Raw genomic sequence first — 19,422 nt, forward strand, 5'->3', positions numbered from 1 at the left:
GGCGCACCGGCACTTTGACTGTCCGTGAGCCGGTCCTATGATTCGTCGCGTCCCCGCATGAATTCGCCTTACGAAACCCGCTCGAACTGCAGCGTCCGCGCCGCGGTATCCGCCGCCACCAGTCGCACCGAAATCGCCTCCCCCGGCTTGCCCTCAGTCTTGACGCTCGTCAGCACCGCAAGGTCGCACAACTGAATCCGCGCGCCATGCGCATCCGCATCGACGATCACCGCGGGGAAAACCTCGCCCTCGCGCCCCTGCAGCACCGCGGTCTCGGCAAGGTCGATCACCGCGCGGTCGATCCGCCCGGCGATCGCATCGGCGCGCGCCATCACCGGCGGCAGCGTCTCGAACGCCTGCGTCACCACCGCGGGCACCGCCCGCCCGTTGGCGATGGCCAGCGCCGCACGCACGACATAGCGATCCGCCAGCCGTCGCAACGGCGCAGTGGCATGCGCATAGGTCGCCGCCATCGCCGCATGCCACGGCACCACGCCGTCGCGATACGGCGTGTAGGTCGCCCCGCCCCCGCTCCGCCGTTCGGCGACCATGAAGGCCGCCTGCGCCGGATTGGACGCGGATAGCGTCGACGCGAACTGCGGCAGCGACACAGCCGCGGGCCAGTCGAGCCCGAGCCCCAGCGCGACATTGCGCAGCCGCTGGACGGCACGATCGTCGGGCCCGGCCATCACGCGGAACAATCCGGTGCGATGCGCCTGCAACAGCCCTGCGACCGCCAGATTGGTCGCCAGCGACAAGGCGGCGTTACGGTCTTCGGAGAGCAGCCGTGGTTCGAACGCCAGCCGATAGCCGCCCTTGCCATCGGCGATGACATCCTGCTGCGGCGGATCGACGCGACTCGCGCCGCGCTTGTCCTCGGCCGCCGCGATCCGATTGGCGAGCTCGGCGAAGTCGGGCGGCAGATCGGCGTCGGTCACGCTGTCATAGGCTAGCTTCGCGCGGCTGCGGATCACCGCGCGCTCCGCGCCATCGAGCGTCGGCGTTCCGTCGGGCGTGACACGGACCGTGAACACCACCGCCGGCCGCGGCCCGCTCGGCAGCAGGCTCGCCGCGCCTTCCGCCAGCACCGGCGGATAAAGCCCCGCCTTGCCGTCGGGCAGATACAGTGTCGTGCCGCGCTTCCACGCCTCGACGTCGATCACCCCGCCATCGTCGACGAACCAGGCGACGTCAGCGATCGCATAGTGCAGCAACAGATCCGCCCCGCTCCACTCGATCGCGAACGCCTGGTCGAGATCGGTGGAACTCGCCGGGTCGAGCGTGACGAACGGCATCGCCGTGCGGTCAACATGCGCACTCGGCACGCGTTTGGCGGCGTCCTCCGCCGCGGCGAGCACCGCTGGCGGAAACGATGCGGGCACGCCGAACTGCGCCCGGATCAGTGGCAGCCCCGCCGCGAGCACGGCATTCGTATCGACGAGCGTCTTCAAGCGAACCGACTCAATAGCCGCCGCCGCCACCGCCGACCACGACGTCGCTGAAGCGCGTGATGTGCGGCTCGAACTTGAGCATCACCTTGCCCGTCGAGCCGTGGCGCTGCTTGGCGATGATCAGCTCGGCCAGGCCGTCGACGCGCGACAGATGCTCGGACCATTGCGCATGCTTGTCCTGCACCCCCGCCGGGCTGTTCGCGCTCGGGATCTCGGGCTGCGCCATGTTGAGATAATAGTCCTCGCGGTAGACGAACATCACCATGTCGGCGTCCTGCTCGATCGAGCCCGATTCGCGCAGATCCGACAGCAATGGCCGCTTGTCCTCGCGCTGCTCGACCGCGCGGCTGAGCTGCGACAGCGCCATCACCGGCACGTTGAGATCCTTTGCCACGCCCTTCAATCCGCGGCTGATCTCCGAGATTTCCTGCACGCGCCCGTCGCCCGACGCCTTGGCCGAGCCCGACAGCAGCTGGAGGTAATCGACGATAATCAGCCCGAGCTGGTTGTTGTGCCGCCGCTGCAACCGCCGCGCGCGCGTATGCAGCGAGGCGATCGACAGGTTCGCGGTATCGTCGATGAACAGCGGCAGATTCTCGAGCTCGGCCGCCGTCGTCGCCAGCGCCTGAAACTCATGCCGGCTGATCTTGCCCGAGCGCAACACGTCCGAATTGATCCGCGCCTGCTCGGACAGCACGCGCCCGGCCAACTGATCGGCCGACATTTCCAAGCTGAAGAACGCGACCTTGGCGCCGAGCGACCGCTCGGGGTCGATCCCGTCGGCCATGTCGCGCATCCAGCGCTGCGCCGCGTTGAATGCGATGTTGGTCGCGAGCGAGGTCTTGCCCATGCCCGGACGGCCGGCGAGGATCATCAAGTCGGAGCGGTGCATGCCGCCGATCTTGGTGTTGATACTCTCGATCCCCGTGGTGATGCCCGAAATGTGCCCGCCCGAATTGAGCGCGATCTCGGCCATCTTGAGCGTCGTCTTGGCGGCCTGGAGGAAGCTCTTGGTCTGGCTCTCGGTCGCACCGTCGGACGCGACCTTGTAGAGCTCCTCCTCGGCCGCCTCGATCTGCGCGCGCGGATTGACCTCCTCGGAGGTATCCATCGCGCGATCGACCAGCCCGCGACCGACCGTCACCAACGTGCGCAGCATCGCCAGATCGTAGATCTGCTGTGCGAACTGCCGCGCGCCGAGCAGCCCCGCGCCAGAGCCGGTGAGCTGCGCCAGATAACCCGGCCCGCCCAGCTCGCGCATCCCCGCATCCTGCTCGAACAGCGGGCGCAGCGTCACCGGCGTTGCGAGCATGTCGTTGCCGCGCAGCGTCTTGATCGCGGTGAAGATGCGGCCGTGGAGCGGTTCGAAGAAGTGATCGGCGTCGAGTCGGTCCATCAGATCGTCGGCGAGTCGGTTGTCGATCATCATCGCGCCGAGCATCGCGGCTTCGGCTTCGACATTCTGCGGCAGCGAGACGGCTTCGGGAGGTGCGGGCGGTGTGGGGAGGAATGCTGTGGCCATGGCGCTCTCTTTCCACTCGCCGCCCACGCACTCAAGCGGATTGCGCTGGCCCGGGTGTGAAACCTGTGGAGCATGTTGTCGCCCGCGCTCGCCCCCGCTACGGCTGCAACAATGGCCGATCCGCGCATCATTGCCGTCACGCTCGACGAACGCACCATCCTGTGGCGGTCGGCCGATATCGAGCAGGAACGGCGGATCGCGATCTTCGACCTGATCGAGGGCAACCATTTCGCGCCGCAGAAGGTCTATCCCGACGGCTATGCCGGCCCCTACAAGATCGACCTGACGGTCGAGGAGGGCCGGCTCGGCATCGCGCTGCACCGCGAGGACGGCAGTCATCTCGAGACCTATGTGCTGGCGATGGGGCGCTTCCGTCGGCCGATCAAAGATTATTTCGCGATCTGCGACAGCTATTATCAGGCGATTCGCAACGCCACGCCGGCGCAGATCGAGACGGTCGACATGGCGCGGCGGGGCATTCACAACGAAGCCGCAGAACTGCTGAAGGAACGGCTGGCGGGCAAGATCGAGATCGATTTCGACACTGCCCGCCGCCTCTTCACGCTGATCTGCGTGCTGCATATCAAGGGCTGAGGGGCCCGGTCGGGATTGGCGTGTTGAAGTTTCGCCTGTGGGGCATTCGAATCGGGCTGTTCGCCACGATCGCGGCGACGTTCGCGCTGCTCGGCGTCGTCGGCTGGACGGTCGCGCGGCAGTGGCGGCCGAGCGACCGCTTCCCGTTCCAGGGCCTCGACGTGTCCGCCCGCGACGGCGAGATCGACTGGTGGGCGGTCAAGCGCGGCGGCGCCGACTTCGCCTATGTCCGCGCGACCAGCGGCGACCAGCGCGATCCACGCTTCGAGGCAAACTGGAGGGCCGTCGCTGAAACGGGCATGCGCCGCGGCGCGACGCATCGCTATTCGCTGTGCCGCCTCGCCGCCGACCAGGCCAATGCCTTCAACACCACCGTGCCGCGCACCGACGAGGCGCTGCCCGCCGCGCTCGAGCTCGACTTCGACGATGGCTGCACCGCCCGCCCCGGTCCGGGGATCGTGCGCGACGAGTTGCGGCGCTATATCACGATGGTCGAGGGGCACACCGGCAAGCCGCTGCTGCTCAAAGTGAGCAAGCGCTTCGATGCCGCCTACGGCGTAACGCTGGCGATCGCGCGCCCGGTCTGGGCGATGCAGAATTTCTTTCCGCCCGATTATCCGGCACGCCGCTGGCGGATGTGGCAGGCGAGCGACATGCGGCGAATCGACGGTGTCGATGGGCCGGTACACTGGGACGTAGTAGCACCATGAGCATGCAGAACACGTTGATCGCCGCGGCACGCGACGCCGCGCTGAAGGCCCACGCGCCCTATTCGCGCTTCGCGGTGGGCGCCGCGGTGTTGCTCGCCGACGGCCGGATCGTCACCGGCGCGAATTTCGAGAATGCCAGCTACGGCCTGTCACTCTGCGCCGAGACGGTTGCGCTGGCGACGGTCAACAGCGCGGGCGATTTCCGCGACGTCGTCGAGATCGGCGTGATCGGCGGCGCCATGGATGCGACGGGTCGGCCGACCGGCACTACGCCGGTCGGGCCCTGCGGCCGCTGCCGGCAGGTGATCAACGAAGCCGCCCAGATCGGCGGACGCGATATCGTAGTATGGTGCGGCGCGGCCGAAGGCGACGCGGTCGAACGGTATTTGCTGAGCGAATTGCTGCCGCATGCGTTCGGACCAGCGGACCTGGGGTTGGGGCCGCAAGGCTGAGGTGCAGAGTGCGCGGGCGTCTGCACGCGCTGTGTCGCTTCCCCACCGAAGGCTGGAGAAGACAAGCGTCGCCGCTACTCCCCCTTCTTCACCGCCGCAAAAACTGCGTCGACCGAGCCCCCCTTAGCGCGCAGCATCTCCTCGACCCGCTTGCGACCGTCAAAATAGAGCAATGCCGGAACCGTTCGATGCTCGGCCTTGAGTCGCGCGGCGTCGGCATCCGACAGGCTGCCGCCGCCCGCGACGACGTCGCAATACCCTTCGCGCAGCCACGCCGGATAGGCGAAGTCGGCGAACAGCCCGTAGCGCTTGCGGATCAGGCCGTGCGTGCGCTCGTGCGCGATCACCCCTGATAGTCCGCGCGTCCCCGCAACGAGCGCGCCGTTCGTCACGCGATCGCGCGCCACCTCGCTGCGATTGATCACGATCGTATCGCGCCCCGGCCACGACAGCGCGAACGCCCCCGATGATTGCAACGCAAGCACGCGCCAGCGCCATCCGCCGTCGGTAAGGAACAGCCGGTGCCCATAGCTGGGCCCGTAGATCGCGCTCTTGCGCAGCAACGCGTCCGAACGCGCCACCACCCCCGGCAGCGTCGCGGGGAGCGGCGCATCCGAATAGACCACCGTGTCGCCGATCACCTGGCGATGCGGAAAGGCGAGCACCTCGGGCGCCAGTGCCGTCGCCCCGATTGCCACCACCAGCATCGCCCCGGCCCAAACTCCCAAACGCCGCAACCGCACCATCCGTCTCCCGTTTCTACCGTGTTATGGTATTAGCACACCCCGGCGATTGCAACAGTGCTTGCCCGCTTCGGGATTTCCGGCGACACGCTGGCCGCAGGCACAAAGGGGAGTTTCTCATGGCGATCATGTCCGACCGCTGGATTCGCGAGCAGGCGCTCACCACCGGCATGATCGAGCCGTTCGTCGACGGGCAGAAGCGCGACGGCTGCATCAGCTACGGCCTGTCGTCCTATGGATACGACGCGCGGGTCTCAGACGAGTTCAAGGTCTTCACCAACATCGACAGCGTGATCGTCGACCCGAAAGACTTCGCCGCCAACAGCTTCGTCGACCGCAAGACCGATTGCTGCATCATTCCGCCTAACAGCTTCGCGCTGGCGCGCACGGTCGAATATTTCCGGGTCCCCCGCGACGTGCTGGTGATCTGCCTCGGCAAGTCGACCTATGCGCGCTGCGGGATCATCGTCAACGTAACGCCCCTCGAGCCCGGCTGGGAGGGCCACGTCACGCTCGAATTCTCGAACACCACCCCCCTGCCCGCCAAGATCTACGCCAACGAAGGCGCGTGCCAGTTCCTGTTCCTCGAAGGCAACGAGCCGTGCGAGACGAGCTATGCCGACCGCGCGGGCAAATATATGGGCCAGCGCGGGGTGACGTTGCCGCGGTTGTAGGCGCGCCACCACGGACGAGTGCCGCACAACGCGGGCGCGCGCGTCGGCGATGGTCCGTGGAATACGGCGCGTCGGCTTTCGAACGCCTGGCGCCGGAAAGCTGCCCTTCAATTCGAGTCGGGTGATCGACCGGCCAGCTTCACTGGATATTGACACCAACGACCGACACCGACCGGACGTCCCACATGATCGACCCTGATCGATCGCATCGCGCGATCACTGGACGAGGCGGGACGTCTGGAGCGCAGTAGAGAACAGCTGCTGGAGTGCGGTAATGATACTGTCGTTGGCGGTGACCGTCTGCACAAGCGCGGCTCCGTTGATCCCGGGCGATGCGCACTGCTGCAACGCGGTCAAGACCTGGTCGGAGGTTCCCGCACCGCCGGCCGAATACGGCGCCGGAGGGGGTGGCAGGTACTTCGCTACATTGGTTTGCGACCACGCGTCATTGGCTAGCGCCTCCGGCAGATACTGGGTGTAAAGGATCGCGATCTTGATGCCCTTTGCCTTGATCGCCGTACAAATGGTCTGATCACTGCTCCGCAGCGGTCCAAAATAGCGACTGGGCTGGTCCACCATGCCATCTGTCACCAGGAAAAGGATTTTCTGTGGAGTGACCCCAGGCGCGCCTGAGCCAGCCGTCGGGATGAGGCCGTTCATCGTCGTCAGCATGTTGGATATTTCGGTGGCTTGATCGTTGTTGCTCGTCGTGCTGGTCGGCTGGCTATTCTGCCACCATAAATCGTCGTTCGGAAACAACGAGGCTGCCGAGAAATTGTTGCCGTACGATGCGACATTGGTGAGAGTATTGAGCGTTTTGACGGGCGAGGTGTTTCCCGACCGCGTCCAGTCGAACGAGAACATCTGCGCTTGGTAGGTGACTTTGAACTGCTGGGCCTGACTTGCGGCGAACGGGATCAATTGGCTGGCAGCGGAGACGACGTCATCCTTGCGCAACGTAATGCTGGCGGGGGTCCCATAGAGGCGCCCGTAATTGTGCGTCAGCCAATAGCCATCCGCCCAATATGCCGTATCATAGGTGGAAGACGATTTGGAGGTACTTCCCGTCGTAGTGGTCGTCGTCGAGTTACCAAATTGCGGCGTGGTCTTAGTTACCGTCGTTGGCGTAGACGATGCGGTTTTCGTGATTGTCACCGGCCCGCTGTTACTGTCGGTGATTGAATAATTGACCGTTGTTACCGTCGTCACCGTCGTGGTGGTGGTCGTCGGGGTTGCCTTGGTCCCGCCGGTCGTATTCGGACCAGAGACCGATGATGTAGGCGCAGGATTTAGTGGGTTCTGCGAACTGTCGAAAAGTATTTTCGTCGTCGGATTGTAGAGATAGTAGACATTTTGATTCGACGCACCGGCGGTATAAAAGCTGGACGACAGCAAGACCTGCAGCCCTGCGCTGTTCGTGACATTGATCGAATCATTGTGCGGCAAAGATTCATGGCAGGAAAATGCACAGCCGGTAACCTTCTGGACCTTGCTGATTCCATCCGAGGTGGCCGGCAGCAGCATGGATGGGGAATTGTCCATCGCCAGGTAGAAATCGACATTGGGCGGCTGCGCTGCATTTGCCGTTGCGGTGCCACGCACCGTCAGCGTGCTCGCGCCGAGAATGCCGCCAAAAATGTTGGTCGATTGTGCGGTGTAGGCGACGGTTGCCGTGCGGAGCGCCGCCAGCGTCTGGCCGCTGCCCGAAGCGCTGGCCGTTATGGTGACGGTTCGTTGCATCCCCTGATAGCCGCCGATCGCCAAAGCTTGTGCGTCGAACATGGCATAGGCTGCATCGGAGGAATCAGTGCCAACGCGCAGGATCATCGCGGGTGAAACCGCCGCCAGCGCCGCCGCATCGGCCGCGGAGTTCAAATGCGTCTGGAGCCGCATGGCGCGCGCATAGTCGATGCCGAAACCCGTCGCGAAGGTCAGCGGAATGATCGCAAACCCCATGATCATGAGAACGCCGCCCCTTTGGTCGGCGCTCAGCCGACGAAAGAGTTGGACCACGACGAACCAGGGCTGGAACATGCGAGCTCTCTTAATCATCTTTATACCTAGTAAAGGCGAGGAGACATGTAGATGGTGTCGGTCAGCACCGTCGTCGGCAAAGACACGAAGCTCACGCCCGGCGTATAGCTGTAGTTGACGGTTCCAACGAACAACCAGCCGCCTGCAGTGCCGACTTGGGTCTTGGTGCTGGTGCTCGGCGAGAAGTTGGTGCACACGTTCGAGCCGTCGGGCGAAACGGGTACCAGCGGAGCCGTGACCATCGTCGTCGGGATTGAGACCACATTGCTGGCGGACTGCGTCTGGTTCGCGGGGACCGTCCCGGCGGTGTAGGTCGAGGTCACCGCCGACACGGCGCTGCCATCGACGGCCTGCGTTTGAGCTTGGGTCCAAACGACATAAGCGTGCGTCGCGTCGCAGATTCGCAGGAGTGAGATTTGCTCGGTCGCCTTGTTTAGCCCGTACGGCGCCAACGCAACCGCGCTCGCGCTGAGGTACGACGTCGCGCTCGCGTCCTGGGGGTTGTTGTAGATGATCGCTGGCGACATGGCTCGACTGACAAGGTCGACCAACGAGCGCGTCGCGGTGGTAACCTTCCGCGTCGACGAGATCATATCCATCGCGGCGTACCCGCCGATATACAAAAAGATGAGCACGGGCAGGCACATCGCAAACTCGACGAGGGCGACCCCGCGCGTGCTATCGGATAGACGCCTCAGCACGAGGTCTGCCCCGAATTGCACGAATACGCCTCGGTCGTTGATACAGACGTCGCCACGAGCATGCGATTGCCATTGGGCTGATTTGTAAGGTCCAGACCCAACGGGCCGACTCCCGTCGGCCACAGATAGATGAGCTGCAGGACAACGATCTGGCTTTGCCCGTCGCCGCCGGACTGGGTGTTGTAGCCGGTATTGGTCGACGTTATGACACCTTGGCTGTTGTAGGTGAACGTCGGAGCCGCCGTGCTCGCGACATTGTACGTGTTGGCGGTGCGGACGTTTACCGTGAGCCGACTGCAGGAGAGCATTGGCGGCAGTAGCCGCGGGATAGTGACGGCAGCGCCGCTGGCATTGGTGCCAGTGGCCCCGTTGCAGATCGCATTCTTCAAGTCGCTCGCGGACATTCCGACGGTGCCGTTGGCCAGCCGGATCGTTTGCGCGGATCCTGTCAGCAGCAAACGTGCCGAGGCCAAGGCAGCCGTCTCCAGCATCTGCTGCGCAAGAAATATCAGCGCAGTATACAGTATGGCGAGCAAAAGGGCGATGAAGGCCGGTCCGACGATCGCAAATTCGACCGCGGCAGTCCCATCACAGCTTTTTGCAATGGCCCTCACCCGCGAAAGCCCGCGTGATGGCGGCCTATCCGCGCGCAATAGCTTCACCGTTGGTCCCCTCGCCTCGTCAATAGGAGAGGGCGGCTTCAAAATTCGTTAATTGCATTGGAAAGACACAAAAAATGGCCGGGGGCCGCCTGTCTTGCCGGGATTGGGCCTGATTTGTGCCAGCCTCAACCAGCATTGATTTTTCGTTTCCCGATGCCGACGCCGGCAACCCGCTTGGCAGGAAGTGTGGCCGGGCCAGCTCCGCGACTGGCTGCTGGCTCCGGGCAACTTGGTTAAAGCGACAGTTCGGTCAAAATCCACGAACAGACGATTTCGCGAGGACAAAACGCTCCGCCCGCGCCCGTGCGGTTGACCGCGAAATAAGCGCTGTCCTCTATCGATCCGGTCGTGGACTTTTGCCGCTGTTCTGGCTTTTCGTCGATCTCGCAGGCGCAGCTCCCCGTCCGCGCCAATGGCGTAGCCTTGGGATCAGCGGAGATCTGGAAACAATCGACTTTGTGAAACACGCGTCTCGGGGTCAATCGAGCCGTCCGCTCGCCCCGCCACATGTCCGCTTGGCTGGGTATTCCCGCCGCTGGCCAGCGCTATAGCGGTTCGCCGTCCCGCCTCGTGGCGCTGCCCACTGGAGGCCGGTCACCTCCAGGCGCCCACGGTTAGATCGCCATCCGAATCCGCCACCCCGGTCCGCATCTGGAATCGGGATACCCGGCACCTTCTCGGCCTGTCGCCGCGCCCAGGCCAAAAAAAGGCGGCCCCGAAGGACCGCCCTGATTGTGCGTCGATGCTAACGAACGACTTAGAAGTCGTTGCGATACTGCTCGTTGCCGATGAAGCCGAGCTTCGAGACGTTCGACCGCTTGATGATCGCGAGGATCTGGTCGACCTTCTCGTACTTTGCCGCCGGGTCGGGCTGGAAGTGCAGCTCGGGCTCGGGGTTCAGCTGCGTCGTCTGCGTCAGATACTGCTGCAGCGTCGCCGGGTCGGTCGCGGCACCGTTCCACAGCACGACGCCGTCGGGCTGGATCACGATCTTGTTCTTTTGCGGATCGATCAAGGGCTTGGTCTGGTTCGGGTCATTGATCGGAAGATCGACCTTCACCGCGTGCGTCTGGATCGGGATGGTGATGATGAACATGATGAGGAGCACGAGCATGACGTCGATCAACGGCGTCGTGTTCATGTCCATCATCGGCTGGTCATCGCCACGGCCTGCGCTCATTGCCATGTCAAATACTCCCTGCGGCGAGGCCGCAAATCAAATGCGCTGCTACAGCAACGATCACGAAGACGGACCGCCCGTGGGAGGGGGTTCCGAAATGAAGCCAACCTTGGCGAAACCGGCCGACTGCATCGTGTAGATCGCACCGCCAATGCAGCGATACGGGGTCTCGACGTCGCCGCGGATATGCGCCTCGGGAAGATCGTCGGTCGTCAAGTTCGCGGCACCGCCGGCCTTGTCGACGATTTCCTTGAGCTTGTCGGTCGCACGCTTGAGCAGTTCCTCATGCGTGACCGGGGTCTGGCCCCAGAACACCGCGCAGCTGCCGTCGGGCTTGCGCGTGATCGAGAGCGAAACGTTCTCGGGCTTGGTCACGGTCGGATCGTAGCGCACGTCCGGGAGCTTCAGCTTGACGGTCTGCACGATCGCCGGGATCGTGATGAGGAAGATGATGAGCAACACCAGCATGACGTCGACGAGCGGCGTCGTATTGATGTCGGACATCGGGGCGTCATCGCCGCCGCCACCTGTACTAATCGCCATGAAAGGCCATCCTATTCGTATCGGTCAGGCCGCCCGACAAACCGGGCGGCGAAGGAAGCGGGGCCGCCGGCAGGCGGCCCCGTTCGGTACTCTTAGACGCGGGTCTGCACGCCGCCGGCCTGGCCGGCCGTCGTGGTCGTCACAGCGGGCTTCGCTGCAGCAACCGGAGCCTTTTTGCCCGGCGCATGCGGACGGACCGCACCGTTCGATGCAAGGTAGCCGAGCACGTCGTTCGAGAAAGCCGAGAGATGCTCGGCGATCGCCTTGTTGCGACGCTGCAGCCAGTTGAAGGCGAGCACGGCCGGAACTGCGACGACCAGACCGAATGCGGTCATGATCAGCGACTCACCGACCGGGCCTGCGACCTTGTCGATCGATGCCTGGCCAGCCTGGCCGATGCCGATCAGCGCGCGGTAAATACCGAGAACCGTACCGAACAGACCGACGAACGGTGCGGTTGCGCCGACCGTCGCGAGGAAGGCGAGACCGCCACCAAGCTGCGAGTTGATGATCGCTTCCGAGCGAGCGAGCGAGCCGTGCAGCCAGTCATGCGCTTCGACCGGATCGGTCAGACGCGAATGCTGCTCCTGGGCTTCGATGCCGTCGTCGACGATCTGCTTGTAGGCCGAGTTCTTCTCGAGCTTGGCAGCGCCTTCGCGCAGCGAGTTCGACGCCCAGAAGGTCGCACGAACGCGACGGCCCTGGTTGATGATCTTCTGCTGCTCGAAGATCTTGGTGAACAAGATGTAGAGCGTGAAGAACAGGAAGATGGTGAGGATGGCAGCGGTCGTCCAGGTGACGGGCCCGCCCTGCTTCATGGCGTTCATGAAACCGAAATTGTCTGCGGCAGAGGCACCGGCAGCGAGGATGATGGTGGACATTACGGTGACTTCCTTCTCGATAAAATGACCGCGGAGTCCCCTTCCTCGGGGCTCCGCGGCAGGATGGTTTATTCAGGCAGGCGCCAAACAACGCGACGTGTCTGGCCAACCGTCCGCATCGGCGCACCGCCCTGGTCGAGCGCTGGCGTGTAGCGTCCACGACGGGTCAGCGCGCTGCAGGCAGCCCGATCCAGCGACGAATTGCCGCTCGACGAGGTCACCGTGCAATTCTCGACGCGACCGTTGGTCCCGATGTCCCACCGAATCGCGGTGGTACCCTGGGCCTCGGCGCTCAGCGCATCCGACGGATAATCGTCGTTGGTGATCCAGTCGGCCGGATTGCCCTTGGGCCCTGCAGCCTTGCTGACGACGGCTGCCGGGGGCGCGATCACGACGACCGGGGCAGGTCGCGCGAGCACGGTCACCGGTGCCGCAGGCGGCGGGGTGACGACGGTGGCGATCGGCGGCGGCGGCGACTGCACGCGCACGATCGGCGGCGGCGACACGACCGGCGGGGTCTGCAGCTGCGGCTGTTCGGGCGGCGGGGGCGGCGGCTTGTCTGGCGGCGGGGGTGGCGGTTCGACGACGTCGAAGGTGTTAAGCTTCTCGGTCACCTTTTTGATATATTTGAAGGTCAGCCCGTTCACGAATCCCCACGCGAACAGCGCGACAATGACCGAAACGATCACGATCGACACTACTTTGCTGCCACTCGTATTGCGATCAGCGTATGCCATTCAGAAACGAAACTCCTCTATTCCGGCACGACGGTCCAAGCCGATCCGTAACGTCCGCTCGTTATCCGGCCTGTCATGGGCTAGTGTATCCTGGACAGACCACAACCTCTATCGCGCCAAAAACCACGACGCAAACGCTTTGTCTCACGCAACAAACGTACAACAGGACGATGGCAGAATTATTTCTGTATAAAATTGGTCGGCTCGGGTAATCGCTCCTGATGCCAAGTTTGATGAAATATACTCTCGCCGCGGCGTGCCTGGCGCTGCCCGCAACGCTGCCGGCAGGGCAGCAACCCCGTGCAAATCCTCCGGAAACGCCCGGCCCTGCCCTGCCCTATGCCGATTATGCCGATCTCGTCGTCGCCGCCCCGCTGATCGTCGATGCGACGGTGCGAAGCGAACTTCGGCTCAAGCCGGCCGAGGCGCCGGACCTGCCTGCAAACATTGCACGTCTCTATATCGAAGCCGATGTGACCGCGCTGATTCGCGGCACCGGCGCGGTTCCGCCGCGGCTTGGCTATACGCTCGATGTGCCGGTCGGCGCCAACGGTCGCCCGCCACGCTATAAAAAGAGCCGTGTCCTGCTGTTCGCCCGTGCGGTGGCGGGCAATGCCGGGCAGTTGCAGCTGGTGCGTCCCGATGCACAGCGCAGCTGGACCCCGGCGGGCGACGCGCTGGCGCGGCGAATCACCGTCGAGGTGCTGGCGCCCGACGCGCCGCCGACCGTTACCGGGATCGGGAATGCATTCCACACCCCCGGCGACCTGCCGGGTGCGGGCCATACGCAGATCTTCCTCACTACCGCCGATGCGCGCCCAATCTCGCTCAATATCGAACGCAAGCCCGACGCGGAACCGCGCTGGAGCGTGGCGCTGAGCGAAGTGGTCGACCAAGCCGTCCCGCCGCCGCCGCGCGACACATTGTTATGGTATCGGCTCGCCTGCACGCTGCCGGCCGCACTGCCCGATACGTCGGTAACGCAGGATGGCGACGATGCCCGGATCGCGCGCGAGGATTACGCGCTGGTGGTGCGCTCGCTCGGTCCGTGCGACCGCGGGGCACGCTCCTGAGCTAGGTGTCAGATCTAGGCGTCCGGGGCGATTCGCACGATCTGCCCCGTCGTCGAGGATGCAGTCAGCAGATAGTGCGCTGCAGCGGCGGCCGCGGCGGAGTCCGCATCGTCGGCCAGATCGAGCGCGACGAGCCGGGTCTGCGGCGCAAGCGCCACGGCCAGCGGGCCGATCGCGGCGCACAGCATCGCGCGATCGAGCGGCGCAACCGTCGCCTCAATCACCACCAGCACCACCCCCGAATCGCGCGGTGCCGCGGCAATCGCGTCGACGTCGCGTGCGGTGTCGACAAAGACCAGCGCCGCGCGCGCGCCGACCGCCGCCTGCAGCGCCGCCCTCAACGGCGGTTCCGCACCAGCGTGATGCCGATCGCTTCGCCTGCCTCGGAGATGGCAAGCTTGACGATCGTCACCTCGACCCGCGTGACGCGCTTGTCCTGCAAAAACAGCGTCTCGCAGATATGATCGGCGACCGCCTCGACCAGCTTGAAGTGCACGCCGGTCGGCAGCGCGGTCGTCGCGGCATGCTTGAGGTCGAGATAATTCTTCGATTCGCTCAGCGGCGTGTCGGGATCGAAGCGATCTGGTACGACCAGATCGACCGTCAACGAGATGCGCAGCGGCTGTGGCAGGTGCGTCTCCTCGGAATAGATGCCGGTCAGCACCATCACTTCGAGGTCGTGCACGTTGAGCGTCAAGCGGTCGGTCAAATCAGGCCCTATCTTGGTCGTATCGGCGCGCGCCATAGCAGATGTGCGCCGCCAAGAAAGCTTTGCCGCCCGGCAGGCCTTGCGTTCGTGCGGCGCGGGTCTAAAGCGCGCGGCCCGCCCGACGTCGGTGGCTGACGAGGATATGTGCCCGTGATCGAGTTCGTGCCGATTGCCGATATCGCCCCCGCCGCGGTCGAGCAGCTGCTCGATCGCGCGTTCGGAGCCGATCGGCACCGCCGAACCGCCTACCGCATCCGCGAGGGGATGGCAGCAATTCCCGCGCTGAGCTTCGCCGCGCGCGACGCCGGCGCGCTGGTCGGCACGATCCAGTGCTGGCCGATCCGCTTCGCCGGCGACGACGGGATCGACGTTCCGCTGGTGCAGGTCGGCCCGGTCGCGGTCGAGCCAGGCCGGCAGCAGGGCGGCATCGGCCGCGCGCTGACCGCCCACGCGCTGGCGGCGGCCGAGCGCGAAGGCCTGGCCGAGGCGATCACGTTGATCGGCGATCCGCAATATTATGGCCGCTTCTTCGGCTTCGATGCCAGCCGCACCGCCGGCTGGCGCGTTCCCGGCCCGGTCGAGCCGCACCGCCTGCTCGCGCGCGGCGCGCTGGTGCCGCGCGGCACCGGATTGCTCGCACCGCGGATCGCCGCGCTGGCCTGAGGCCGCTGCGGCTTTACGCGCGCGGTCGCCTGCCGTACCGGCTGCTGGATGCCGATGGAGCCGATCCCCGATCTCGCCGCCTTGTCGCTCGCCGACATCGCCCGCCTGGCGCAAGAGCGCAAACTGCCACCGGTCGACCGCTGGAACCCGACGCATTGTGGCGACAGCGAGATGCGGATCGCGCGCGACGGTACCTGGTATCATCAGGGCTCGCCGATCGGCCGGCCGGCAATGGTCCAACTGTTCTCGACGATCCTGCGGCGCGAGAGCGATGGCAGCTATGTGCTCGTCACCCCGGTCGAGAAGCTCGACATCGTCGTCGAGGATGCGCCGTTCGTCGCGGTCGAGCTCAAGGCGTCGGGCGTGGGTAACGCCGCGACGCTGACCTTCCGCCTCAACACTGGCGACCTGGTGACCGCCGACGCTGAGCACCGCTTGCGCTTCGAGCCGCGCGAGGATGGCCCCCGCCCCTATCTCCACGTCCGCGGCGGGCTCGATGCCGTCGTCGCGCGCACGGTCTATTACGAACTCGCGCAGCGTGCGATCGACGGCGGCGACCAGCCCGCCGGCGTGTGGAGCGCGGGCGCGTTCTTCGCCTTCGAGCCGGTGGCATGATGCTGCTCGAACGGCTCCGCCAGGCACTCGAGATCGGCCATGCCGACACCGTGTTGCTGACCGGCGACCATGTCGATCTCGATGCCGCGGTCTCGCCGTTGGCACAGGCCGCGGTGCTGATCCCCGTCACCGATCGCGCCGAGCCCGGCGTGATCCTGACGCTGCGCACCGATACGCTGTCGCGCCATGCCGGGCAGGTCGCGTTTCCGGGCGGCCGAATCGATCCGGGTGACGCCGATGCGGTCGCGGCCGCGCTGCGCGAAGCCGAGGAGGAGATCGCGCTGCCACGCGGCAGCGTGACGATCGTCGGCGAAGTCGACCGTTATCGCACCGTCACCGGGTTCGAGGTCACCCCGGTGATCGGCATCGTGCCCCCCGACCTCGTGTTCACCCCCGCCGCGGCCGAGGTCGCAGAGGTATTCGAAGTGCCGCTCGGCTTCCTGCTCGATTCGGGCAACCACACCGAGGCGAGTGTCGAGTGGCAGGGCCGCAACCGCCATTATTACGAGATTTACTGGGACGGCCACCGCATCTGGGGCGCCACCGCGGCGATGATCGTCAACCTGTCGCGCCGGTTGCGATGGAACGGCTGATCCTGCCCGACGCCGCGTGGCGCACGCGGCCGGGGCTGCCGGAATTGTGCGAGGTGCTCGGCGCCGCGCGCGGCGAGACGCGTTTCGTCGGCGGGTCGGTGCGCGATACACTGCTGGGAATCGACGTCGCCGACGTCGACCTGGCGACGCGCCACGCGCCCGAGGACGTGCTCGACCTGCTCGCCCGCGCGCGGATCAAGGCGGTTCCGACCGGTATCGCGCACGGCACGATCACCGCGGTGCTCGCCGATGGCGTGCCGATCGAAGTGACCACCTTGCGCCGCGACACGTCGACCGACGGCCGCCACGCGACGGTCGCCTTCACCGACGATTGGCGCGAGGATGCGGCGCGGCGCGATTTCACGATCAACGCGCTCTATGCCGATCCCACGACCGGCGAGATCTTCGATTATTTCGGCGGGCTCGACGATCTGGCGGCGCGCTGCGTGCGCTTCATCGGCGATCCGTTGCAGCGCATTGCCGAGGATCATCTGCGCATCCTGCGCTTCTTCCGCTTCTTCGCGCGCTTCGGCCAACAGCCCGACGCCGCCGCGCTCGACGCCTGCACACAGCGCGCCAACGACCTGATGGCGCTCTCGCGCGAACGGATTTCAGCCGAATTCCTCAAGCTGCTCGTCGCGCCCAACGCGGTGGCGACGCTGCGCCTGATGATCGCGCGCGGCATCCTGCTGCCGGTGCTGCCCGAAATCACCGAAGCCGGCGCGGCACGGCTCGCGCGGCTGGTCGGATACGAAACCCAGGCGGAGCTCGCGCCCGATCCGCTACGGCATCTCGCCGCGGTATTGCCGCGCGATCCGGCGCTCGGTGAGAGTGTCGGTGCTCGGCTCAAACTGTCCAACGCGCAGCGCAAGCGGCTGGTCTCGGCGCTGACCGATTCACGCGGATCGCCGCACCCGCTCGCCTATCGCCTGGGCCGCGACGGGGCGCTCGATCGCTGGTTGCTGACGGTCGAGGAACCGTTCGACGCCGTGCTCGGCGCGCGCGACATTTTACACTGGCCGATCCCGACTTTTCCGCTGACCGGCGGAGCCTTGGTCGCGCGCGGGGTCGGCAAGGGCCCAGACGTGGCGCGGTTGCTTAGGCAGGTCGAGGATCGCTGGGTCGAGGAGAATTTCCCCGATGCGGCGCGTGCCGACGCGATCGCCGACGCCGCGGTCGATCAGTGGCGGGCCTCTTCCAGCATCGCATAGGCCAACTCGGCCTCGAGCGGCCGCGCATAGAGATAGCCCTGGCCGAAGGTGCAGCCGAGCGCCGCGAGCGTCTGCGCGAGTTCGTTGGTCTCGATCCCCTCGGCGGTGGTCTTCATGCCGAGCGCCTGCGCGAGCGACAGGATCGCGCGGACGATGGCGATCTTGTCGCGGTCGGCGAGCATGCCCGTCACGAAGCTGCGATCGATCTTGAGCACGTCGATCGGCAGTTTCTGGAGGTAGGCGAGGTTGGAATAGCCGGTACCGAAATCGTCCATCGCGATCGTCGTGCCAAGATCCTTCAGCGCATGCATGATCCCGGCGATGCGATCGGGATCGGTGACGAGCGCGCTCTCGGTCAGTTCGAGCGTGAAGCGTGATCCCTCGAGCCCATAGGCCGTCAGCGCCGACTGGACGACGGGTGCGATCGTATCGCGCTGCAGCTGGATCGCCGACAGGTTGACCGCGAGCTTGACCCCGCAATGGCCGCCCATCCGCGCATCCCATTGCGCCAGCGTCGCTGCCGCCTCCTGGATCGCCCAGCGGCCGAGCGGGACGATCAGTCCCGATTCCTCGGCGACGGGGATGAAATCGTTGGGTGAATATTCGATGCCGTCCTCGTCGCGCCAGCGCGCCAGCGATTCGAACGCCACCAGCTGCCCGGTCGAAAGGTCGCGGATCGGCTGATAGGTCAGCCGCATCTGCCCGCGCTCGATCGCGCGGCGCAGCGCGGTCTCCATCCCGAACTGCTCGCGCGCAATGTCGAACGCCTGCGTCTGATAGGCCTCCGACTTGCCCGTCACCTTCGAGCGCTTGACCGCGAATTGCGCGTGGCGAATCAGCTCCTCGGCGTCGTCGATCTCGGGCGCGCCAAAGGCGATGCCGATCGAGCAGGCGACGCGAATCTCGAAATCCGACAGGCGGAACGGCGTCGACAGCGCGCCCTGGATCCGTTTGGCGACATGCGCGGCATCGCCCAGGCCGTCCTCGAGCGTGAGCAGGATACCGAATTCGTCGCCGCCGGTGCGCGCCAGCACGTCCTGCGCGCGCAGCGCGCCCTTCAGGCGGCGCGCGACGGTGATCAGCAATTCGTCGCCCGCCATCGAACCGAGGCAGGCATTGACCCGGCTGAAACGATCGAGATCGACCACCAGCACTGCGTAGCGAACGCGTTGCGCGGGATCGTCGAGCAGGCTTTCGAGCCGATCGCTGAACCCGGCGCGGTTGGGCAGCCCGGTCAGGCTGTCGGTCAGCATCTCGCGCCGCAGATTATGTTCGGTGCGCAACTCAGCGGTCTGATCGACCAGCGCGAGGACGCAGCGTTGCTCGCTATTGCGCATCAGGCGCGCCAGCGTTGCCTGGAAGTAGCGGCAATCGACGGTGTCGCCATATTCGACCGCGAATTCGCAGCGCAGCGAATCGGAACGGATGAACTCGGCGATCCGCCCTTCGATCTGCGCGACGAGCGAGCGCCGCCGGTCGACCATGCCAAGCCCGGCCAGTTCGTAGGCGTTATTCGCGGCCTGCACCGTGACGCCCGATTCGCCCAGCGTGACGAGAGCGGCGGGGATCGGCATCAGGTCGATCACGCGTGCCGCCATCGCCGTCGACGGTGAAAAGGATTCCACCTCGGCGAACATCGTCGCAGCGGCCGGGATGGCCAGAACGGGTTTGGGC

Annotated in this window: 22 protein-coding genes; 9 read left to right on the plus strand and 13 right to left on the minus strand. The window is 65.5% G+C overall.

From position 1 onward, the window contains the following. Positions 1 to 68: 68 nt before the first annotated feature. Positions 69 to 1,451 (minus strand): RNB domain-containing ribonuclease, encoded by a 1,383-nt coding sequence (locus U1872_RS17430; protein WP_332794192.1) that lies wholly within the window; start codon positions 1,449 to 1,451, stop codon positions 69 to 71. A 10-nt stretch (positions 1,452 to 1,461) separates the two neighbouring features. Further along, the gene (locus tag U1872_RS17435) at positions 1,462 to 2,973 is read right to left on the minus strand and encodes a replicative DNA helicase (RefSeq protein WP_332794193.1); all 1,512 of its coding nucleotides are present in this window, start codon (positions 2,971 to 2,973) and stop codon (positions 1,462 to 1,464) included. 111 nt (positions 2,974 to 3,084) lie between these two features. Between U1872_RS17435 and U1872_RS17440 the strand changes: the two genes are divergently transcribed. Genes U1872_RS17440 through U1872_RS17450 form a run of 3 tightly spaced genes read left to right on the plus strand, consistent with a single transcriptional unit; the run spans position 3,085 to position 4,729 of the window. After that, entirely contained in the window at positions 3,085 to 3,567 is a 483-nt protein-coding gene (locus tag U1872_RS17440; protein WP_332794194.1) for a UPF0262 family protein, read from the plus strand. Between the two features lie 20 nt (positions 3,568 to 3,587). After that, positions 3,588 to 4,277, plus strand: coding sequence for a glycoside hydrolase family 25 protein (locus U1872_RS17445; RefSeq protein WP_332794195.1), 690 nt, complete (start codon positions 3,588 to 3,590; stop codon positions 4,275 to 4,277). Continuing rightward, entirely contained in the window at positions 4,274 to 4,729 is a 456-nt protein-coding gene (locus U1872_RS17450; protein WP_332794196.1) for a cytidine deaminase, read from the plus strand. The genes U1872_RS17445 and U1872_RS17450 overlap by 4 nt, the downstream gene beginning before the upstream one ends. A gap of 74 nt (positions 4,730 to 4,803) precedes the next feature. Here U1872_RS17450 and U1872_RS17455 read toward each other — a convergent pair whose 3' ends face one another. Next, positions 4,804 to 5,436 carry a hypothetical protein gene (locus U1872_RS17455; RefSeq protein ID WP_332794197.1) on the minus strand — a complete coding sequence of 211 codons (633 nt, stop codon included), beginning with the start codon at positions 5,434 to 5,436 and terminating at the stop codon, positions 4,804 to 4,806. Between the two features lie 155 nt (positions 5,437 to 5,591). On the opposite strand from U1872_RS17455, the gene dcd reads away from it, so the two are divergent. After that, entirely contained in the window at positions 5,592 to 6,146 is a 555-nt protein-coding gene (dcd, locus tag U1872_RS17460) for a dCTP deaminase (protein WP_010185242.1), read from the plus strand. A 216-nt stretch (positions 6,147 to 6,362) separates the two neighbouring features. Here the strand turns inward: dcd and U1872_RS17465 are convergent, their stop codons facing one another. The 7 genes from U1872_RS17465 to U1872_RS17495 form a co-directional block, all read right to left on the minus strand. After that, entirely contained in the window at positions 6,363 to 8,180 is a 1,818-nt protein-coding gene (locus U1872_RS17465) for a TadE/TadG family type IV pilus assembly protein (RefSeq protein ID WP_332794198.1), read from the minus strand. 26 nt (positions 8,181 to 8,206) lie between these two features. Further along, positions 8,207 to 8,779: a hypothetical protein gene (locus U1872_RS17470; RefSeq protein ID WP_332794199.1), complete on the minus strand. Its 573-nt coding sequence runs from the start codon at positions 8,777 to 8,779 to the stop codon at positions 8,207 to 8,209. Positions 8,780 to 8,874: 95 nt separating this feature from the next. After that, positions 8,875 to 9,543, minus strand: a complete 669-nt coding sequence (locus U1872_RS17475; RefSeq protein ID WP_332794200.1) for a TadE/TadG family type IV pilus assembly protein — start codon at positions 9,541 to 9,543, stop codon at positions 8,875 to 8,877. A 757-nt stretch (positions 9,544 to 10,300) separates the two neighbouring features. After that, a complete protein-coding gene (locus tag U1872_RS17480; protein ID WP_332794201.1) occupies positions 10,301 to 10,729 on the minus strand; it encodes an ExbD/TolR family protein in 429 nt (142 codons plus the stop codon). A gap of 54 nt (positions 10,730 to 10,783) precedes the next feature. Further along, positions 10,784 to 11,266, minus strand: a complete 483-nt coding sequence (locus U1872_RS17485) for an ExbD/TolR family protein (protein WP_165954502.1) — start codon at positions 11,264 to 11,266, stop codon at positions 10,784 to 10,786. 92 nt (positions 11,267 to 11,358) lie between these two features. Further along, the gene (locus U1872_RS17490; protein ID WP_332794202.1) at positions 11,359 to 12,147 is read right to left on the minus strand and encodes a MotA/TolQ/ExbB proton channel family protein; all 789 of its coding nucleotides are present in this window, start codon (positions 12,145 to 12,147) and stop codon (positions 11,359 to 11,361) included. A gap of 68 nt (positions 12,148 to 12,215) precedes the next feature. Continuing rightward, positions 12,216 to 12,884, minus strand: a complete 669-nt coding sequence (locus U1872_RS17495) for an energy transducer TonB (RefSeq protein ID WP_332794203.1) — start codon at positions 12,882 to 12,884, stop codon at positions 12,216 to 12,218. A gap of 221 nt (positions 12,885 to 13,105) precedes the next feature. Here U1872_RS17495 and U1872_RS17500 point away from each other — a divergent pair, with 221 nt between their 5' ends. Continuing rightward, a complete protein-coding gene (locus tag U1872_RS17500) occupies positions 13,106 to 13,957 on the plus strand; it encodes a hypothetical protein (RefSeq protein WP_443025405.1) in 852 nt (283 codons plus the stop codon). 14 nt (positions 13,958 to 13,971) lie between these two features. Here the strand turns inward: U1872_RS17500 and U1872_RS17505 are convergent, their stop codons facing one another. Further along, positions 13,972 to 14,298 (minus strand): Rossmann fold domain-containing protein, encoded by a 327-nt coding sequence (locus U1872_RS17505; protein ID WP_332794205.1) that lies wholly within the window; start codon positions 14,296 to 14,298, stop codon positions 13,972 to 13,974. Further along, positions 14,295 to 14,666 (minus strand): dihydroneopterin aldolase, encoded by a 372-nt coding sequence (locus U1872_RS17510; RefSeq protein ID WP_332794206.1) that lies wholly within the window; start codon positions 14,664 to 14,666, stop codon positions 14,295 to 14,297. Before U1872_RS17510 ends, U1872_RS17505 begins: the two co-directional genes overlap by 4 nt. Positions 14,667 to 14,816: 150 nt before the next feature. Between U1872_RS17510 and U1872_RS17515 the strand changes: the two genes are divergently transcribed. The 4 genes from U1872_RS17515 to U1872_RS17530 are packed head-to-tail and all read left to right on the plus strand — an operon-like array spanning position 14,817 to position 17,748. Next, complete coding sequence (locus tag U1872_RS17515; protein WP_332794207.1) at positions 14,817 to 15,329, plus strand: GNAT family N-acetyltransferase; 513 nt, start codon at positions 14,817 to 14,819, stop codon at positions 15,327 to 15,329. Positions 15,330 to 15,377: 48 nt separating this feature from the next. After that, a complete protein-coding gene (locus U1872_RS17520) occupies positions 15,378 to 15,944 on the plus strand; it encodes a DUF1285 domain-containing protein (RefSeq protein WP_332794208.1) in 567 nt (188 codons plus the stop codon). Continuing rightward, on the plus strand, positions 15,941 to 16,537 hold the full coding sequence (locus U1872_RS17525) for a CoA pyrophosphatase (RefSeq protein ID WP_332794209.1): 597 nt from the start codon (positions 15,941 to 15,943) through the stop codon (positions 16,535 to 16,537). Before U1872_RS17520 ends, U1872_RS17525 begins: the two co-directional genes overlap by 4 nt. After that, positions 16,525 to 17,748: a CCA tRNA nucleotidyltransferase gene (locus U1872_RS17530; protein ID WP_332794210.1), complete on the plus strand. Its 1,224-nt coding sequence runs from the start codon at positions 16,525 to 16,527 to the stop codon at positions 17,746 to 17,748. Before U1872_RS17525 ends, U1872_RS17530 begins: the two co-directional genes overlap by 13 nt. Here the strand turns inward: U1872_RS17530 and U1872_RS17535 are convergent. Next, positions 17,718 to 19,385: a putative bifunctional diguanylate cyclase/phosphodiesterase gene (locus U1872_RS17535; RefSeq protein ID WP_443025411.1), complete on the minus strand. Its 1,668-nt coding sequence runs from the start codon at positions 19,383 to 19,385 to the stop codon at positions 17,718 to 17,720. The genes U1872_RS17530 and U1872_RS17535 overlap by 31 nt on opposite strands. Positions 19,386 to 19,422: the final 37 nt, after the last annotated feature.

The sequence above is a fragment of the Parasphingomonas frigoris genome, from assembly GCF_036663815.1.
In the GTDB taxonomy this organism is placed as follows: Bacteria; Pseudomonadota; Alphaproteobacteria; order Sphingomonadales; family Sphingomonadaceae; genus Sphingomonas.

What these genes read in the sequence shown, in the direction of transcription:
- U1872_RS17435 (WP_332794193.1), bottom strand. Translation starts at nt 2,973, where the DNA reads ATGGCCACAGCATTCCTCCCCACACCGCCCGCACCTCCCGAAGCCGTC.
- U1872_RS17440 (WP_332794194.1), top strand. Translation starts at nt 3,085, where the DNA reads ATGGCCGATCCGCGCATCATTGCCGTCACGCTCGACGAACGCACCATC.
- U1872_RS17450 (WP_332794196.1), top strand. Translation starts at nt 4,274, where the DNA reads ATGAGCATGCAGAACACGTTGATCGCCGCGGCACGCGACGCCGCGCTG.
- U1872_RS17455 (WP_332794197.1), bottom strand. Translation starts at nt 5,436, where the DNA reads ATGCTGGTGGTGGCAATCGGGGCGACGGCACTGGCGCCCGAGGTGCTC.
- dcd (WP_010185242.1), top strand. Translation starts at nt 5,592, where the DNA reads ATGGCGATCATGTCCGACCGCTGGATTCGCGAGCAGGCGCTCACCACC.
- U1872_RS17465 (WP_332794198.1), bottom strand. Translation starts at nt 8,180, where the DNA reads ATGTTCCAGCCCTGGTTCGTCGTGGTCCAACTCTTTCGTCGGCTGAGC.
- U1872_RS17470 (WP_332794199.1), bottom strand. Translation starts at nt 8,779, where the DNA reads ATGGATATGATCTCGTCGACGCGGAAGGTTACCACCGCGACGCGCTCG.
- U1872_RS17480 (WP_332794201.1), bottom strand. Translation starts at nt 10,729, where the DNA reads ATGGCAATGAGCGCAGGCCGTGGCGATGACCAGCCGATGATGGACATG.
- U1872_RS17485 (WP_165954502.1), bottom strand. Translation starts at nt 11,266, where the DNA reads ATGGCGATTAGTACAGGTGGCGGCGGCGATGACGCCCCGATGTCCGAC.
- U1872_RS17490 (WP_332794202.1), bottom strand. Translation starts at nt 12,147, where the DNA reads ATGTCCACCATCATCCTCGCTGCCGGTGCCTCTGCCGCAGACAATTTC.
- U1872_RS17495 (WP_332794203.1), bottom strand. Translation starts at nt 12,884, where the DNA reads ATGGCATACGCTGATCGCAATACGAGTGGCAGCAAAGTAGTGTCGATC.
- U1872_RS17500 (WP_443025405.1), top strand. Translation starts at nt 13,106, where the DNA reads ATGCCAAGTTTGATGAAATATACTCTCGCCGCGGCGTGCCTGGCGCTG.
- U1872_RS17520 (WP_332794208.1), top strand. Translation starts at nt 15,378, where the DNA reads ATGCCGATGGAGCCGATCCCCGATCTCGCCGCCTTGTCGCTCGCCGAC.
- U1872_RS17525 (WP_332794209.1), top strand. Translation starts at nt 15,941, where the DNA reads ATGATGCTGCTCGAACGGCTCCGCCAGGCACTCGAGATCGGCCATGCC.
- U1872_RS17530 (WP_332794210.1), top strand. Translation starts at nt 16,525, where the DNA reads ATGGAACGGCTGATCCTGCCCGACGCCGCGTGGCGCACGCGGCCGGGG.
- U1872_RS17535 (WP_443025411.1), bottom strand. Translation starts at nt 19,385, where the DNA reads ATGTTCGCCGAGGTGGAATCCTTTTCACCGTCGACGGCGATGGCGGCA.